Origin of the sequence: Pseudomonas paraeruginosa PA7 (genome assembly GCF_000017205.1) — a bacterium.
In the GTDB taxonomy this organism is placed as follows: domain Bacteria; phylum Pseudomonadota; class Gammaproteobacteria; order Pseudomonadales; family Pseudomonadaceae; genus Pseudomonas; species Pseudomonas paraeruginosa.
This window is the reverse complement of sequence record NC_009656.1, coordinates 4,651,592-4,666,359: the sequence shown is the minus strand read 5'-3', so window position 1 is coordinate 4,666,359 and position 14,768 is coordinate 4,651,592. Positions and strand designations below refer to the sequence as shown.

Annotated in this window: 17 protein-coding genes and 1 tRNA gene; 13 read left to right on the top strand and 5 right to left on the bottom strand. The window is 60.0% G+C overall.

Translation table 11 applies throughout. The annotated features are described in order from the left end of the window. The first annotated feature begins 37 nt into the window (after positions 1-37). The 10 genes from ybgC (at position 38) to PSPA7_RS21535 (ending at position 7,048) form a co-directional block, all read left to right on the top strand. Positions 38-484 carry a tol-pal system-associated acyl-CoA thioesterase gene (gene ybgC / locus PSPA7_RS21580; protein WP_012076892.1) on the top strand — a complete coding sequence of 149 codons (447 nt, stop codon included), beginning with the start codon at positions 38-40 and terminating at the stop codon, positions 482-484. A 1-nt stretch (position 485) separates the two neighbouring features. Next, complete coding sequence (gene tolQ / locus PSPA7_RS21575) at positions 486-1,181, top strand: protein TolQ (RefSeq protein WP_003086125.1); 696 nt, start codon at positions 486-488, stop codon at positions 1,179-1,181. A gap of 22 nt (positions 1,182-1,203) precedes the next feature. Beyond that, entirely contained in the window at positions 1,204-1,644 is a 441-nt protein-coding gene (gene tolR / locus PSPA7_RS21570; RefSeq protein ID WP_003086126.1) for a protein TolR, read from the top strand. A gap of 2 nt (positions 1,645-1,646) precedes the next feature. Further along, entirely contained in the window at positions 1,647-2,684 is a 1,038-nt protein-coding gene (gene tolA / locus PSPA7_RS21565; protein ID WP_012076891.1) for a cell envelope integrity protein TolA, read from the top strand. Further along, positions 2,681-3,979, top strand: coding sequence for a Tol-Pal system beta propeller repeat protein TolB (gene tolB, locus PSPA7_RS21560; RefSeq protein WP_012076890.1), 1,299 nt, complete (start codon positions 2,681-2,683; stop codon positions 3,977-3,979). Before tolA ends, tolB begins: the two co-directional genes overlap by 4 nt. A 52-nt stretch (positions 3,980-4,031) precedes the next feature. Further along, positions 4,032-4,538, top strand: a complete 507-nt coding sequence (pal, locus tag PSPA7_RS21555; RefSeq protein WP_003155994.1) for a peptidoglycan-associated lipoprotein Pal — start codon at positions 4,032-4,034, stop codon at positions 4,536-4,538. Positions 4,539-4,547: 9 nt separating this feature from the next. Further along, on the top strand, positions 4,548-5,372 hold the full coding sequence (gene ybgF, locus PSPA7_RS21550; RefSeq protein ID WP_003155995.1) for a tol-pal system protein YbgF: 825 nt from the start codon (positions 4,548-4,550) through the stop codon (positions 5,370-5,372). A gap of 202 nt (positions 5,373-5,574) precedes the next feature. Continuing rightward, positions 5,575-6,222, top strand: coding sequence for a 7-carboxy-7-deazaguanine synthase QueE (queE, locus tag PSPA7_RS21545; protein WP_003155997.1), 648 nt, complete (start codon positions 5,575-5,577; stop codon positions 6,220-6,222). Positions 6,223-6,238: 16 nt separating this feature from the next. Continuing rightward, positions 6,239-6,913, top strand: coding sequence for a 7-cyano-7-deazaguanine synthase QueC (gene queC / locus PSPA7_RS21540; protein WP_012076888.1), 675 nt, complete (start codon positions 6,239-6,241; stop codon positions 6,911-6,913). 59 nt (positions 6,914-6,972) lie between these two features. Continuing rightward, positions 6,973-7,048, top strand: a tRNA-Lys gene (locus PSPA7_RS21535). A gap of 354 nt (positions 7,049-7,402) precedes the next feature. On the opposite strand, the gene PSPA7_RS21530 is transcribed toward PSPA7_RS21535, so the two are convergent. The 3 genes from PSPA7_RS21530 to PSPA7_RS21520 all read right to left on the bottom strand — a co-directional run bounded on the left by PSPA7_RS21530 (position 7,403) and on the right by PSPA7_RS21520 (position 12,078). Continuing rightward, positions 7,403-8,752 (bottom strand): site-specific integrase, encoded by a 1,350-nt coding sequence (locus PSPA7_RS21530; protein WP_012076887.1) that lies wholly within the window; start codon positions 8,750-8,752, stop codon positions 7,403-7,405. Beyond that, positions 8,749-10,668, bottom strand: coding sequence for a MobH family relaxase (mobH, locus tag PSPA7_RS21525; protein WP_041025395.1), 1,920 nt, complete (start codon positions 10,666-10,668; stop codon positions 8,749-8,751). Before mobH ends, PSPA7_RS21530 begins: the two co-directional genes overlap by 4 nt. 159 nt (positions 10,669-10,827) lie before the next feature. Continuing rightward, entirely contained in the window at positions 10,828-12,078 is a 1,251-nt protein-coding gene (locus PSPA7_RS21520; protein ID WP_003119430.1) for an IS256 family transposase, read from the bottom strand. A gap of 383 nt (positions 12,079-12,461) precedes the next feature. Here PSPA7_RS21520 and PSPA7_RS31440 point away from each other — a divergent pair, with 383 nt between their 5' ends. Together PSPA7_RS31440 and PSPA7_RS32530 are read left to right on the top strand one after the other, a co-directional pair. Continuing rightward, the gene (locus PSPA7_RS31440; protein ID WP_010792230.1) at positions 12,462-12,701 is read left to right on the top strand and encodes a hypothetical protein; all 240 of its coding nucleotides are present in this window, start codon (positions 12,462-12,464) and stop codon (positions 12,699-12,701) included. A 25-nt stretch (positions 12,702-12,726) separates the two neighbouring features. Continuing rightward, positions 12,727-13,644: a hypothetical protein gene (locus PSPA7_RS32530; RefSeq protein WP_012076885.1), complete on the top strand. Its 918-nt coding sequence runs from the start codon at positions 12,727-12,729 to the stop codon at positions 13,642-13,644. Between the two features lie 9 nt (positions 13,645-13,653). On the opposite strand, the gene PSPA7_RS21510 is transcribed toward PSPA7_RS32530, so the two are convergent. After that, the gene (locus PSPA7_RS21510; protein ID WP_012076884.1) at positions 13,654-14,013 is read right to left on the bottom strand and encodes a type II toxin-antitoxin system RelE/ParE family toxin; all 360 of its coding nucleotides are present in this window, start codon (positions 14,011-14,013) and stop codon (positions 13,654-13,656) included. Between the two features lie 3 nt (positions 14,014-14,016). Next, positions 14,017-14,289, bottom strand: coding sequence for a type II toxin-antitoxin system ParD family antitoxin (locus PSPA7_RS21505; protein WP_012076883.1), 273 nt, complete (start codon positions 14,287-14,289; stop codon positions 14,017-14,019). Positions 14,290-14,407: 118 nt separating this feature from the next. Between PSPA7_RS21505 and PSPA7_RS31435 the strand changes: the two genes are divergently transcribed. After that, a complete protein-coding gene (locus PSPA7_RS31435; protein ID WP_071537188.1) occupies positions 14,408-14,752 on the top strand; it encodes a hypothetical protein in 345 nt (114 codons plus the stop codon). Positions 14,753-14,768 lie beyond the last annotated feature (16 nt).

Below are 14,768 nucleotides of genomic sequence, written 5' to 3'. Positions count from 1 at the left end.
ATTGCCGATTGGCAAAGCCGGGACTTGGTTCTAGAGTATGCGCGCGCAACACGGGGGAAAGCCGTTCCAGCAGCGTTTCCGGGTCTATTACGAGGACACGGATGCCGGCGGCATCGTCTATTACGTCAACTACCTCAAGTTCATGGAACGGGCTCGGACCGAGCGGCTGCGGGCTTTGGGGTTCGCCCAATCGCAACTGGTCGGTGACAACCTGCTGTTCGTCGTCCACTCCGCCGAGGCGCGCAACCACGCGCCAGCGAAGCTCGACGATGAGCTGCTGGTCAGTGCCGAGGTCGAGGAGTTGAACCGGGCGAGCCTGAAGTTTCGTCAACAGGTTCGTCGAGCGTCGGACTCCGTCCTGCTCTGCGAGGGGCGGTTCCTGGTGGCGTGCGTGCGAGCGGACACCCTGAAGCCACGTGCTATCCCCGAAGCGTTGCGTGCGGCTTTTGCCGGAAGCCCGGATTCTTTTTCAGCAGGAGATTAAAGTGGAACCGAACGTCGTCGACCATACCTCCATGTGGAGCCTGATCAGCAACGCCAGTATCGTGGTGCAGCTGGTCATGCTGACCCTCGTGGCCGCCTCGGTCACATCCTGGATCATGATCTTCCAGCGTGGCAACGCCATGCGCGCCGCGAAGAAGGCGCTGGATGCCTTCGAGGAACGCTTCTGGTCGGGCATCGACCTGTCCAAGTTGTATCGCCAGGCCGGTAGCAACCCGGACCCGGACTCGGGCGTCGAGCAGATCTTCCGTGCCGGCTTCAAGGAGTTCTCCCGCCTGCGCCAGCAGCCCGGCGTCGATCCCGACGCGGTGATGGAAGGCGTGGCGCGCGCCATGCGCGTGGCGATTTCCCGTGAGGAAGAGAAGCTCGAAGCCAGTCTGCCGTTCCTGGCAACCGTCGGCTCCACCAGCCCGTACGTCGGCCTGTTCGGTACCGTCTGGGGTATCATGAACTCCTTCCGTGGCCTGGCCACCGTGCAGCAGGCTACCCTGGCCACCGTCGCCCCGGGTATCGCCGAGGCGCTGATCGCCACCGCCATCGGCCTGTTCGCCGCGATTCCGGCGGTCATCGCCTACAATCGTTTCTCCGCGCGTTCTGAGATGCTGATCGGTCGCTACTACACCTTCGCCGACGAGTTCCAGGCCATCCTGCACCGCAAGGTGCACACCAGCGACGACTAAGACGACTGAGAGGTAAGCCGATATGGCAAGGGTTCGTCACAAGCGCAAGCCGGTCGCGGAAATGAACGTGGTGCCTTACATCGACGTGATGCTGGTACTGCTGGTGATTTTCATGGTGACCGCACCGATGCTCAACCAGGGGGTCAAGGTCGACCTGCCGAAGGTGTCCAGCGAGGCTCTGCCCCAGGACAACAACAAGCAGGTCCTGACCCTTTCGGTGAAGGCCGACGGTTCCTATTACTGGAACGTCGGCAGTGAAGTGGATACTGAAAAACAGACCGATAGCGCCGTGTCGTTGGAACAGATGACCGATGCAGTCACCAAGATCATGAGTGCCCGTCCGGACACCCAGGTATTCATCCGCGGCGACAAGGCGGTGAACTATGGTGCGGTGGTTGGCGCCATGGGTGCCTTGCAGCAGGCCGGTGTGCCCAATGTCGGGTTGATTACCGAGGCTCCCTGATCTTGAAGCAACAGTTCGAGCGCTCGCCTTCCGAGAGTTATTTCTGGCCCGTCGTCCTGGCGGTGGTCCTGCACGTTCTGATCTTCGCCATGCTGTTCGTCAGCTGGGCGTTTGCCCCGGAGCTTCCTCCCTCCAAGCCGATCGTGCAGGCCACGCTCTACCAGCTCAAGTCGAAGAGCCAGGCGACCACCCAGACCAACCAGAAGATCGCCGGCGAGGCGAAGAAGACCGCCTCCAGGCAATATGAAGTCGAGCAGCTCGAGCAGAAGAAGCTCGAACAGCAGAAACTCGAGCAGCAGAAGCTGCAACAGCAGCAGGTAGCCGCCGCGAAGGCGGCGGAACAAAAGAAGGCTGACGAGGCTCGAAAGGCGGAGGCCGAGAAAGTCGCCGCGGCGAAGAAGGCCGATGAAGCCAAGAAGGCTGCCGAGGCCAAGGCCGCCGAACAGAAGAAGCAAGCCGACATAGCCAGGAAGCGCGCCGAAGAGGAGGCCAAGAAGAAGGCCGCCGACCAGGCGAAGAAAGCCGAGGACGCGAAGAAGAAAGCGGCCGAGGAAGCCAAGAAGAAAGCGGCAGCCGAGGCGGCGAAGAAGAAGGCCGCCGTCGAGGCCGCCAAGAAGAAGGCGGCGGCTGCCGCCGCGGCAGCCCGCAAGGCCGCCGAGGACAAGAAGGCCCAGGCCCTGGCCGAGCTGCTCTCTGATACCACCGAGCGCCAGCAGGCCCTGGCAGACGAGGTGGGCAGCGAGGTCACCGGCAGCCTTGACGACCTGATCGTCAACCTGGTCAGCCAGCAGTGGCGGCGTCCTCCATCGGCGCGTAATGGAATGAGCGTAGAAGTACTGATCGAAATGCTGCCGGACGGTACCATCACCAACGCCAGCGTCAGCCGTTCGAGCGGTGACAAGCCGTTCGACAGTTCGGCGGTGGCGGCTGTACGCAACGTCGGCCGCATTCCCGAGATGCAGCAACTGCCGCGGGCGACCTTCGACAGTCTGTACCGTCAGCGCCGCATCATCTTTAAACCGGAGGATTTGAGTCTGTGAGTACCCTGATTCGCATTGCGCTGTTTGCCCTGGCCCTGGTGGCGGGTGCTGCGCAGGCTGCCGACCCGCTGGTGATCTCCAGCGGCAACGACCGTGCCATTCCCATCGCCGTGGTGCCGTTCGGCTTCCAGGGCGGCAACGTGTTGCCGGAAGACATGTCCAACATCATCGGCAATGACCTGCGCAACTCGGGTTACTTCGAGCCGCTGCCCCGGCAGAACATGATCAGCCAGCCGGCCCAGGCCAGCGAAGTGATCTTCCGTGACTGGAAGGCGGTGGGCGTGAACTACGTGATGGTGGGCAACATCGTGCCCGCCGGCGGCCGCCTGCAGGTGCAGTACGCGCTGTTCGACGTGGGTACCGAGCAGCAGGTGCTGACCGGCAGCGTGACCGGCAGCACCGACCAGTTGCGCGACATGTCGCACTACATCGCCGACCAGTCGTTCGAGAAGCTGACCGGCATCAAGGGCGCGTTCTCCACCAAGATGCTCTACGTCACCGCCGAGCGTTTCTCGGTCGACAACACCCGCTACACCCTGCAGCGTTCCGACTACGACGGCGCGCGCCCGGTGACCCTGCTGCAGTCGCGCGAGCCGATCGTGTCGCCGCGCTTCTCGCCGGACGGCCGCCGCATCGCCTATGTGTCCTTCGAGCAGAAGCGTCCGCGCATCTTCATCCAGTATGTCGATACCGGCCGCCGCGAGCAGATCACCAACTTCGAAGGCCTGAACGGCGCTCCGGCGTTCTCCCCGGACGGCAATCGCCTGGCCTTCGTCCTGTCGCGCGACGGTAACCCGGAGATCTACGTGATGGATCTCGGCAGCCGCTCCCTGCGCCGCCTGACCAACAACCTGGCGATCGACACCGAGCCTTTCTGGGGCAAGGACGGTTCCACCCTGTACTTCACCTCCGACCGTGGCGGCAAGCCGCAGATCTACAAGATGAACGTGAGCAGCGGCGCCGTGGACCGGGTGACCTTCATCGGCAACTACAACGCCAACCCGAAACTCTCGGCCGACGAGAAGACCCTGGTGATGGTTCACCGCCAGCAGGGCTACACCAACTTCCAGATCGCCGCCCAGGACCTCCAGCGCGGCAATCTGCGGGTGCTGTCGAACACCACCCTGGACGATTCGCCCACTGTCGCGCCCAATGGCACCATGCTAATCTACGCCACCCGCCAGCAGGACCGGGGCGTGCTGATGCTCGTATCCATCAACGGACGCGTACGGATACCTCTCCCTACCGCTCAGGGCGATGTGCGCGAGCCTTCCTGGTCCCCTTACCTGAACTGACGGTCGCCAACGGTTACAAACTTATACACTGGGGTTCATTAGGAGTTACATGATGGAAATGCTGAAATTCGGCAAATTTGCTGCGCTGGCTCTGGCCATGGCTGTAGCTGTGGGTTGCTCCTCCAAGGGCGGCGACGCTTCCGGTGAAGGTGCCAATGGCGGCGTCGACCCGAACGCAGGCTATGGCGCCAACAGCGGTGCCGTTGACGGCAGCCTGAGCGACGAAGCCGCTCTGCGTGCGATCACCACCTTCTACTTCGAGTACGACAGCTCCGACCTGAAGCCGGAAGCCATGCGTGCTCTGGACGTACATGCGAAAGACCTGAAAGGCAGCGGTCAGCGCGTAGTCCTGGAAGGCCACACCGACGAACGCGGTACCCGCGAGTACAACATGGCCCTGGGCGAGCGTCGTGCCAAGGCCGTTCAGCGTTACCTGGTACTGCAGGGCGTGTCCCCGGCTCAGCTGGAACTGGTTTCCTACGGTAAGGAGCGTCCGGTTGCCACTGGCCACGACGAGCAGTCGTGGGCCCAGAACCGTCGCGTCGAGCTGCGGAAGTAAGAAGACGTCATGCCCAAGCACCTGCGTGTCCTGACCTTCCTCGCGCTCAGCATGCCGTTCGCGGCCTGGGCGGAAGTTCCTGTGTATGACGGCGTTGCCGCCAACAACGGCGGCAACGTTCCTCCTTCAGGGTATGGCACGGCAGGTGCCGGTGGCGCCTTTGCCGGAGGTGGGGTGACAACTCCCACCTCCGTGCAGGGGGAACTGTTCATGCAGCTGCAGCAGATGCAGGACGAGCTGGCTCGCCTGCGTGGCACGCTGGAAGAACAGCAGAACCAGATCCAGCAACTCAAGCAGGAAGGCCTGGAGCGTTACCAGGAACTCGACCGCCGGATTTCCGGTGGTGGCGCGCCTGCCGCACAGAATTCCGCACCGGCTGGCGCGATCAACGCCAACGGCGCGCCTGCGGCTCCCGCAGGCAACAACGCCCCGGCGCCGAGCGGCGAGCCGGGCGACCCGGCGAAGGAAAAGCTCTATTACGACGCGGCCTTCGACCTGATCAAGAGCAAGGATTTCGACAAGGCCAGCCAGGCGTTCACTGCCTTCCTGCGCAAGTATCCGAACAGCCAGTATTCCGGCAATGCCCAATACTGGCTCGGCGAGGTGAACCTGGCCAAGGGCGACCTGCAGGGCGCTGGCCAGGCTTTCGCGCGGGTCAGCCAGAGCTACCCGAGCAGCCAGAAAGTGCCCGATTCGCTGTACAAGCTGGCGGATGTCGAGCGCCGCCTGGGCAACAACGACAAGGCCAAGGGCATCCTCCAGCAGGTCATTTCCCAGTACCCGGGAACCTCCGCGGCACAACTGTCGCAGCGCGACCTGAAGAACCTTCGCTGATCCCGTCTCGATGAACAAACCCGCGCCAGTCGCGGGTTTTTTCGTTAGAATCGGCGCCCCGCGGAATTACACGGTTTCAGCTCGGCTGATGCCCGTGTTTCCCGCCAGGAGACTTCCGCGGATGTGGGCGCTCCCGAGGCGCTTCTCCTATTTACCGCAACGGAGGCGGACGACCTGTTCAGTCGTCACGCCCGTGGCTGATATGCAACAGACCCTGCGCATTACCGAGATCTTCTACTCGTTGCAGGGGGAGACACGTACCGCCGGCTTGCCGACGGTCTTCGTGCGCCTGACCGGCTGCCCCCTGCGTTGTCATTACTGCGATACCGCCTATGCCTTCAGCGGCGGCGAAATCGTCAGCCTGGATGCCATCCTCGAGCGGGTGGCTGCCTACAAGCCTCGCTATATCTGCGTAACCGGCGGCGAGCCGCTGGCCCAGCCGAATTGCATTCCGCTGTTGGAACGACTCTGCGACGCCGGTTACGAGGTATCCCTGGAAACCAGCGGGGCTCTCGACGTGTCGCGGGTCGATCCCCGCGTGAGCAAGGTCCTCGACCTGAAGACGCCGGGATCCGGCGAGGTCGGGCGCAACCGTTACGAAAACATCCCGTTGCTGACTGCCAACGACCAGGTGAAATTCGTTGTCTGCTCGCGGGAGGACTACGACTGGGCGGTATCCAAGCTGATCGAGTATCGCCTCGAACAGCGCACCGGCGAAGTCCTGTTCTCGCCCAGCCACCGGCAGGTGGATGCGCGCGAGCTGGCCGACTGGATCGTCGCCGACAACCTGCCGGTACGCCTGCAACTGCAATTGCACAAGATTCTCTGGAACGACGAGCCGGGCCATTGAGACGAGGAAACTCACCATGAACCAGAAGAAAGCGGTCATCCTGCTCTCCGGCGGCCTCGACTCCGCCACCGTTGTCGCCATGGCCAAGGCCGATGGCTATGCCTGCTACACCATGAGCTTCGACTACGGCCAGCGCCATCGCGCCGAGTTGCAGGCCGCCGAGCGCGTGGCGCGGCAGCTGGGGGCGATCGAGCACAAGGTGATAGGGCTGGATCTCAACGGGATGGGCGGCTCGGCATTGACCGACGACAGCATCGCCGTACCCGAGGCGCCCAGCCAGGGAATACCGGTGACCTATGTGCCGGCGCGCAATACCGTGTTCCTGTCGCTTGCCCTGGGCTGGGCCGAAGTGCTCGAGGCCCGAGACATCTTCATTGGCGTGAACGCGGTGGACTATTCCGGGTATCCGGATTGCCGTCCCGAGTTCGTCGAGGCGTTCGAGCGGATGGCCAACCTGGCCACCAAGGCCGGCGTGGAAGGCAATGGGTTTCGGATCCAGGCACCGCTGCAGTACCTGTCCAAGGCACAGATCATCCAGGCGGGCGTTGCGCGCGGCGTGGACTACGGGCTGACGGTGTCCTGCTACCAGGCCGATGATCAGGGGCGGGCATGTGGCAAATGCGATAGCTGCCGGCTACGCGCGGATGGCTTCGCGGCGGCCGGTATTCCTGATCCGACGCCATATTTCTGAAAAAAATTCGCGAGGGGTGTTGTTTTTGCGTTAGAAATCAGTATTATACGCCTCGCGTTGGGTCGTTAGCTCAGTCGGTAGAGCAGTTGGCTTTTAACCAATTGGTCGTAGGTTCGAATCCTACACGACCCACCACTTTGAAAAGCGGGTGTGATGATAGCGGGTGAAGAAGCCAAGCGCATATTAGCCGCACGCAGCCGTCTGCCGCGAACATTAGGCCCCCTCTGGCATGATGTCAATATGAGATAACCCACCGTAATTGGTGGGTTTCTTCGTTTTTGGGCCCCTGATTCCTTCTGACAGACGTGCCAAAACGCCCCCGGTGTAATCAGCGATTAAAGGGGGTAGATGAGCGGGCACACCGCTGTACACGTCTCCGCCAGCATGTTGACGCCTGGAAACCGGATGCTCTCGGCCATTCCCGTCTTTCTACCGGGCGGGCGATCGAGTTACAACGGGCTTACCGCTCGTCGGAAAGCTGCCTGCATTTCATCGTGCTAGGTAATCCCGCTTTGGCTGGCACTCCCCCCACCGGGGTGAGCGCCCCTGTTCCGGCCTCGCCGCGGTCATTACCGCTGAGGCAGAGCGTGCCATGTACTGCGCTATCAAGCCCATCACGACCGTCTGCTCGAAGCGCTCTGGCGGTGGCGAAGCCCTGCTCTCGACACCAAGACACGGCATCTCGCTGATGACAGGAGGGGGAAGAGACAAGCGCGTCACTGGTTGAGCCGACTCCGGCGCACGAGCACGGGCGGCAGGCCGTGCAGCCCGCGTTGCCGATGGTTGCTTGGCGCGTGAAGAGGGTGGCTGTGCAGCCGATGGCTGCTCGGAGCGAGAAGGCGGAACCGGCGCGGCAGCCTGTGGCGAGCGGCTGTAGTCGATTTTGTGCCGGTGTCTCAACGCATCGTGCGCTTGTCGCCTTTCGTCGAGCACGGCCTGCATCTGATCCAGGTCCACTTCGATGTAGCTCATCGTCGTTTGAATGTTCGAGTGGTTCAGCAGGCTCTTGGCGACATGGATGTTTCGCTTGGGCTGCTTCATCAGGTCACTCGCCAGCGTATGCCTGAAGCGATGCGGTGTCATGCGCACGCCGACTTTCTCCGTCAGCTTCCGGTACATGGCTTCGACCTGATCGCTGTTCATTTCCTGGCGCGAGTAATGGGGCGAGAAGCGATTGACGTTGAACAATTGATCCGTGCTCTTGATTCCCGCAGTCTCGGCTTCATTCAGGAGTCGATGTATGTGGGGAGCCATGCCGTCAGTGATGGGGATGGAGAATTCCCGGTGGGTCTTTTCCGTCTCGCCGCGCACCACGATGATTCGGTTGTCCCACTGCACGTCGCATTTGCGAATGCACAGCAGGGCATTGAGGCGGATGCCGGTATCGTAGAACGTCTCGAAGACGCATCGCCAGAACCAGGCCGGGGTGATCTGGGCGCGCTCGCCCGTACAGTGCTCGGAGCTCTCCTGTACTTTTAGCCAGGCCCGTGCGTTCTGTATGGCATCGAGCGCCACGGTTTTACTGGGTCGCTTCGGTGGAATCACGCCGGTTTTATTGAAAGGATTCACCTGGGTGTGCGTCAACAGTTCGGACTCGATGGCATGTCCCCAGATGGTGCGCAGGTGGCTCGAATAGGTGTTCCAGCTCCGCTTGGACAATCCCTGCTCCAGGACTTCGCGGCGCCATTCCAGTATGTTGCGGTGGGTTATCTCCTGTACGGAGACGGCTGGGCCGAAGTGGCGGATCAGGGCGCGAGCAGCTGACCGGTAGGTCTTCTGGCTGGCCTCGCGTAAGTCATGCGCGAGGAGGTACTCCTCGGTGAGCTGAAGCGGGGTCATTGTGCACCCCCTTCAGCATCGTTGATGACGGTAAGGCTTGGGTTGTCCAGGGGCTGCTCAGGGAACAGCAAGGTCGGATCCTGGAGCAGATAGGCCTTGAGTTCTTTCGTCTTGCGCGGACCTGATACCTTGATGGTCCAGATGTTCAGGTTCTTACTGGTCTTCCGGTGTAGACCCTGTTTCTCGAACGCGCGCTGCACCAGCTTCCAACCGGTCGTTTCCTTGGCCTGAGCCAGCTTTTCGAGCTCTGGGTGCTCCTGGACATAACGCTTGAAGATTCCTGGCGTGACCAGCATGGCGGTCCCGTCGACGGTATGCACCAAGGCTTTGGTGTCGTTGATGAACAGGCGGCGGGCCACGATGCCAGCTTTCATCCAGCCAACGAATCCCTGTCCCAGATCAGTGCTTCTGCTAGGCATAAATATGTCTTCAACTGTTTCAGGAGCGCAATCTGCTGGCTCCGCGGTTCCTAATGGCTGCTGCAGGTTCTCCTCCCCGCGAGTGTTCGTAGAAGAAGCAGCCGGTGAGTCGTGGCTAGTGTCTAGCTCTTCTGGTGGCGAATTGATATTACCAAGAAGCGCGTACAAATCGTCTGTTTCTTCCTGATCCTCAGCTGAGGGCTTCGCAATCGCCCGTATCTCCTTTGACGGTTTCGCAACGCTCGGCGAAGGTTGGCGGAGCGTCATCTTGGTTTCTGGTGCTTGCTGCTGTTCAATCGGATCGTTGGGGATTTCGCAGGTCGTTTCCGGCTTTTCAGGGGAGGCGTTGCCCTCTTCAATGACGAGTGATCCGCTGTAGGAATCAGGCCGCTCCGCAGGGTCAGCCCAAATCAAGGCTGGAGCGATCTTGAGGAGCGTGAACTTGTTTCTCCACCCAGCACCATTGTCTATCGTGGCCGTCCAGATGGCCTTGTCTTCGGCGTTCGTCTGAATGACGGCCTGGTCCTGGAGCATGTTGAAGAATGGCGCGTTGGAGGAGGGGACCCCTTCGATTCCCTGAGCCAGCAGGTAGGCTCTCAACTGATCGGCCGCGGGCTTGCTCACCAGCCAGAGTGCGTCCTGAGTCAGCCATCCATCGGACGGGCCGCTAGGTTGATTCAACTTGAACTTGTCCTTCACCAAGAAGCGAAGGCCGTCTGCCAACTGCCGCTGCAGCGACTGCTTCGGTGCAGCCAGCGCTCGATCCGGATTACCTCCCAACTCCTGCGCGACGGAGGCCTGGTCTGCCTTCACGATGATCTCGCCGAGGATCCCGGCGTGCTCGTACTGACCTGCGAACAGGTAGATCAATTGAGCCCACAGCTCTGGAAAGCGACTGAGCCAATCGAGTGCGGTGCGCGGTAGCAGTTGGTGGATGAGGAGTGCTGAGGCAGCGCCGTGGAGCTGGTATTCGCGGGATTTCACGTACTTGAAGCGGTAAGGCTGGTTGATCGGTCCGTTCCAAGGGTGCCATGTGCTGCCGTCCTGCAGCTCAACCTGCAGGTCTACGACGATCTTGCCTATGTCGTGAGCCAGGGCACCATACGCCGCGGCGGCCGACCAGGCTTCAGCCTGGGCTGACTGTGACTCCGGCGCTGCGCCGATCGGGAGCAAATAGGTCTGCCGTACCTTCAGTGCGTAGGCCACGATCTCCAAGCCGTGATCGATCATCCCGCCTGGATGGGCATGGTGATGGTTTTCCGAAGCAGGGAGCTGCTGGACCAGCTCGGCATAGTTGGCCAGTGGCCGCCGGTAGATCTCCTCGAATTGCTGCTTGGATAGCGAGGCGCGCTGCCAGATGTTCTCCAGTAGCTGCCGGCGCCGAGGTGTGCCGAGCAGCTCCATGCTGCTCAGAGGAGGGAGGAATCCCCCTGGGGCAGCTTTGGTTAGTTGGCTGGGGGACGGCTTCCTGGAGATCCAGGAAAGGAGTTGAAACATGGGAGGCTCCATGACGATTCATGGAGCGGGCTTTTCCGCCAGATCAGGGCTGGCAACAACGATAAAACAACGGTAGCGGGGTAGGGTATTTTATTGGCAATATGCCAGCTCGGTCTTGTGGGGGGTGTCATAAATTCCGTGTTTAGGGCGGGTAGAGAATTACACGGAAGGGCGACTGAATCGGTCAGCGTAAAGGATAGCGAATTGGTTCATGGCTTGCTTCCAGTCGTGAGCGGATCGGCTCCATTTGGCGGTGATGTTTCGCAGCGCGAGCCAGATCAACTTGGAGGCGGCTTCGTCAGTAGGGAAATGGCCCCGGGTCTTGATGATCTTGCGTAGCTGCGAGTTGACATTCTCGATGGCGTTGGTGGTGTAGATCACCTTGCGGATCTCCGGCGCAAAGGCGAAGAACGGAATCACGCGATCCCAGGCATTGCGCCATGCCGCGCAGACGGTGGGGAACTTCTGACCCCACGGCCCATCGGCAAAGGCGTCAAGCGCGGCCAGGGCCGCTTCAGCACTGACAGCGGTATAGATCGGTCGGATCGCGGCGGCCAGCGCCTTGCGATCCTTCCAGCTCGCGTAATCGAGGCTGTTGCGGATCAGATGGACGATGCAGGTTTGCAGTGTGGTGGCCGGGAACACCGCGGCCAGCGCCTCGGGTATACCCTTCAACCCGTCAGTCACGGCGATCAGGATATCGCCCACGCCCCGGGTCTTCAGGTCGTTGAAGACCTTCATCCAGAACTTGGCGCCTTCGGTGCCTTCAATCCACAAACCCAGGATATCGCGTGTGCCGTCGGGTAGCACGCCCAGGGCCAGATAGACGGCCTTGTTGCGCACGACAGCATCCTCCCTGATCTTGACCCGCAGCGCGTCAAAGAACACGACCGGATACATGGGCTCGAGCGGCCTGGCCTGCCAGGCGGTGACCTCGGCCATAACCTCGTCAGTGACCGAGCTGATGAAGTCCGGCGAGACGTCTGTGCCGTATTGTTCCAGCAGAAAGCCCTGGATTTCGCGCACCGTCATGCCGCGGGCATACATGGCGACGATCTTGTCATCAAAGCCAGTAAAACGGCGCTCATGCTTGGGGATCAGGAGCGGGGCAAAGCTGCCCTCGCGATCTCGGGGCACGTCGATACGGATCGGCCCCTCCTGGGTCAGCACCGTCTTGGCCCCCTTGCCGTTGCGCTGATTACTCATCCGCTCGGGCTTGGCTGTGCCGGCCGGGTAGCCCAGGTGATGGTTCAGCTCACCGGCCAGGGCCCGCTCGATCAGGGCCTTCTTGAAAGCCAGGGACGCCGCATTGATAGCTTCGGCCGTCATCGAGCCGTCACCAAACGACTCCAGCAACTCGGAAGGAATCACAGGCAACGCTGCCGGCTGGGTTCTTGGTTTGCGAGACATAGACACTCCTTGACCTCATGTTATGCCCCAAACACGAAATTACTGACAGGCCCGTCTTGTGCTTTGCCTGGGAGGAACTGGGCCAGGCTTAACCATTGGGCACCTGCTGGTGGATGTTCACCCGTAGCCTTTTCGTGTTCGCCGGCGCGAACGCAGCCCTTTCTGCCTTCCGGCAGGCCCTTTCGGGTAGGGCTTTTACCCTTGTGAACCATTCCCTTCGCCCTTCAAGCCCATTTCACCCTTTGGCCATTTGTGCTCCGGTGTCGACGGAAAAATACTTCATGGGTCAGGTTTGGTTTTTTCGAGGCGCTGCACCCTGTAACCGGGCACCCTCTCGTTGCGGACCTGGCCAATCTGGCCGAGTCAGACAGGAGATGGATACGATGAACCATGACGACATACTGAATAACCGGGCGGAGCTACTCCAAGAGCAAAACGGGGATGACAGCGGGAGCCTGTGCCATGACGAACTCATCTTTGCGCTGCAGGATAAACATCACGTCCTCTCCCTTGGCTTGAGCACCGTTCTTCAGTGCTTGAGAATGGCCGAGCATGAAGGGGCGGTCCCCGAACTTCCCGAGGGCTGGTGGAGCCGGATGGCTAATCGATACAGGCTAAATTGATTATTTTCATGGAGAGCGGTGCGCTATGGATGTCTACAAGTTGAAGCCAGAGGAAACCGATGAGCGACCAATCGAGCGCGAACGTTTCGAAGAAGAAACGCGACGCCAGGAGCCTTGGTTCTCCACCTCTGAAAATGGCACGGAGGGACATTTCGCTGTCTGTCCCGCCTGCGACAATCCAGTACAAATCATAGGCCTTTATCATTTGCCCGCCAATGTGGCTCGTCCCTATGGGCGTCATTACGCTCGTTCGGTTCGAGACCTTGCCGAAGCGGATGAGGAGGCGCGAGAGAACTGCCCTTATTTCAAACCAAGGGTACACCAAAAGACAGAGCGGAAAGCCTCGGTAAACGGCACGCCTCTGAAAATACTAAAAATACTGATCGAGCAGTTCGACAGGGTTATCTACCTGCTGCGGAAAGAACTGGGCGTGAATATCTCTCAAAACCTGGCTATCCGGATGCTGGAACAGTACAGAAGGGAGAAAGGATATCTTTATACTGGGGCAACGCTGACCAATATCCCCTGGATATTTGCCTATATGGCTGATTCTCAGAGTCTTTTCGGACAGCTTTTACTTGATGATGAGCTTATCAAGGCAGTCTCCACTGAAGTGTCAGCAGCCTCGATTGATGAATATGGCCGAGTTTCCTCGAAGGTGGATGCGTCAGGGAGGAAGGAGTATTTCGATCTCAATATGTGCTTTGTGAAGCACCGGTTTCGTAAGGACAGCCTTGAGGGTGAGTTGATCGAGGGGATGGAGATGCTGGTTTCCACAGAGCGGAAAGGAAAGGCTATCGACATATATAAGAAGTCGATTGTATTTAACCGTCAGTATTTCCAGCGTTTGATTGCTTTGCCCGAGGATCATCCGCGTAGAGACCGTAGCTTGGTCGAGGCGGCGCGGAGGGTGCTGGGTGACTTGCTGCCCGGCGAACGATGATATTTGGCTTCAACGTAATCGGTTGCGAGCCAGGTGACGCTCAAGCTCCATCGAGTCGTGAAGCACGCGAACCACCTCGAGCACCTGGTCTGTCGCAACCCGGTAGAAGACGAAGTGCCTGGGCCGAACAACCTTACCGACGTTGGGCATCGAGCGGCAGTAAACGAGGTGGATGCTGCGCAGGCCAGCTCCCAATTCTTCACGGCTGATGCTGCCTACCTGTTGTGGGTCTGTCGCAACTGCTTCCAGCGCCGCCCCTATGAGCGCCTGGTAACGTCGGCGCGCGGCATCGCCGAATCGGTTTTGGGTGAAGCGCAAGATGTCGATGATGTCCGCCTGAGCATCATGGGATATTCGGTACTTGGCCATCCTTCAGTGGCTCGCCTGGTGGCCGAGCTCGTCGAGGTATTGGGTCAGGTCGTCGCTGGTGATCTCGTCGTATTCACCGCGCTCCAATTGCATCAGCCCACTGGATGTCGCGTTGCGGAGAGCTTCGAGCTTGGCGCTATTCTGGGCTTCCTGTTGCAGCAGCAGGCGCAATCCTGCCCGGATGACTTCGCTGCGATTCTGATAGCGGCCGGTCTCCACCAGCTCGTTGATATCCTGCTCCAGCGGATCGGGAAGGACGACGTTTCGCGTTGCCATGAGGTACTCCAGTCGGCAGATAGCTAGTGGCATAATATGCCATAAGGCTTGCCAAATCATCTTTTTCGGCGTATAGGTGATAGCAGGATGCCTCCCTTTGGGAGCCAGGAGATTGATGATGAACGCGCACACCAACAAAGGTTTTGCCTCCCGGATCGGTTTTGGTCTGGGTATGCTTGTGCGTTTCTGCCTGCATGATCGCCGTCCAGCTCTACGTTGGGTTAAGCGAGTTAGCCTATTCTTGTTAGCGGCTCTTGTAGTGTCACAGAATTTTATGTGGCTTGCTGGGGTATCAATGACTCTACTGTGTGTCTTTCTGGTGGGATTTGCCTTGGTTAAAGGGGACATCTCCGTCTCTAAAGGGTCTCCAAGTCGAGATGTCTCAACTATGACTTCACAAGCTGAAACTGAATCTGTAGCAGAGCTGTTTGACTATCAGGCAGCACACCATTACCGGGACTAGAACCCGGTAATGGCTT

Coding starts and splice junctions, on each gene's coding strand:
- ybgC (WP_012076892.1), top strand. CDS start 38: ATGCGCGCGCAACACGGGGGAAAGCCGTTCCAGCAGCGTTTCCGGGTC.
- queC (WP_012076888.1), top strand. CDS start 6,239: ATGAACCAGAAGAAAGCGGTCATCCTGCTCTCCGGCGGCCTCGACTCC.
- mobH (WP_041025395.1), bottom strand. CDS start 10,668: ATGTTTCAACTCCTTTCCTGGATCTCCAGGAAGCCGTCCCCCAGCCAA.
- PSPA7_RS21520 (WP_003119430.1), bottom strand. CDS start 12,078: ATGTCTCGCAAACCAAGAACCCAGCCGGCAGCGTTGCCTGTGATTCCT.
- PSPA7_RS21530 (WP_012076887.1), bottom strand. CDS start 8,752: ATGACCCCGCTTCAGCTCACCGAGGAGTACCTCCTCGCGCATGACTTA.
- PSPA7_RS31440 (WP_010792230.1), top strand. CDS start 12,462: ATGAACCATGACGACATACTGAATAACCGGGCGGAGCTACTCCAAGAG.
- PSPA7_RS21505 (WP_012076883.1), bottom strand. CDS start 14,289: ATGGCAACGCGAAACGTCGTCCTTCCCGATCCGCTGGAGCAGGATATC.
- ybgF (WP_003155995.1), top strand. CDS start 4,548: ATGCCCAAGCACCTGCGTGTCCTGACCTTCCTCGCGCTCAGCATGCCG.
- PSPA7_RS32530 (WP_012076885.1), top strand. CDS start 12,727: ATGGATGTCTACAAGTTGAAGCCAGAGGAAACCGATGAGCGACCAATC.
- PSPA7_RS31435 (WP_071537188.1), top strand. CDS start 14,408: ATGAACGCGCACACCAACAAAGGTTTTGCCTCCCGGATCGGTTTTGGT.
- pal (WP_003155994.1), top strand. CDS start 4,032: ATGGAAATGCTGAAATTCGGCAAATTTGCTGCGCTGGCTCTGGCCATG.
- queE (WP_003155997.1), top strand. CDS start 5,575: ATGCAACAGACCCTGCGCATTACCGAGATCTTCTACTCGTTGCAGGGG.
- tolR (WP_003086126.1), top strand. CDS start 1,204: ATGGCAAGGGTTCGTCACAAGCGCAAGCCGGTCGCGGAAATGAACGTG.
- PSPA7_RS21510 (WP_012076884.1), bottom strand. CDS start 14,013: ATGGCCAAGTACCGAATATCCCATGATGCTCAGGCGGACATCATCGAC.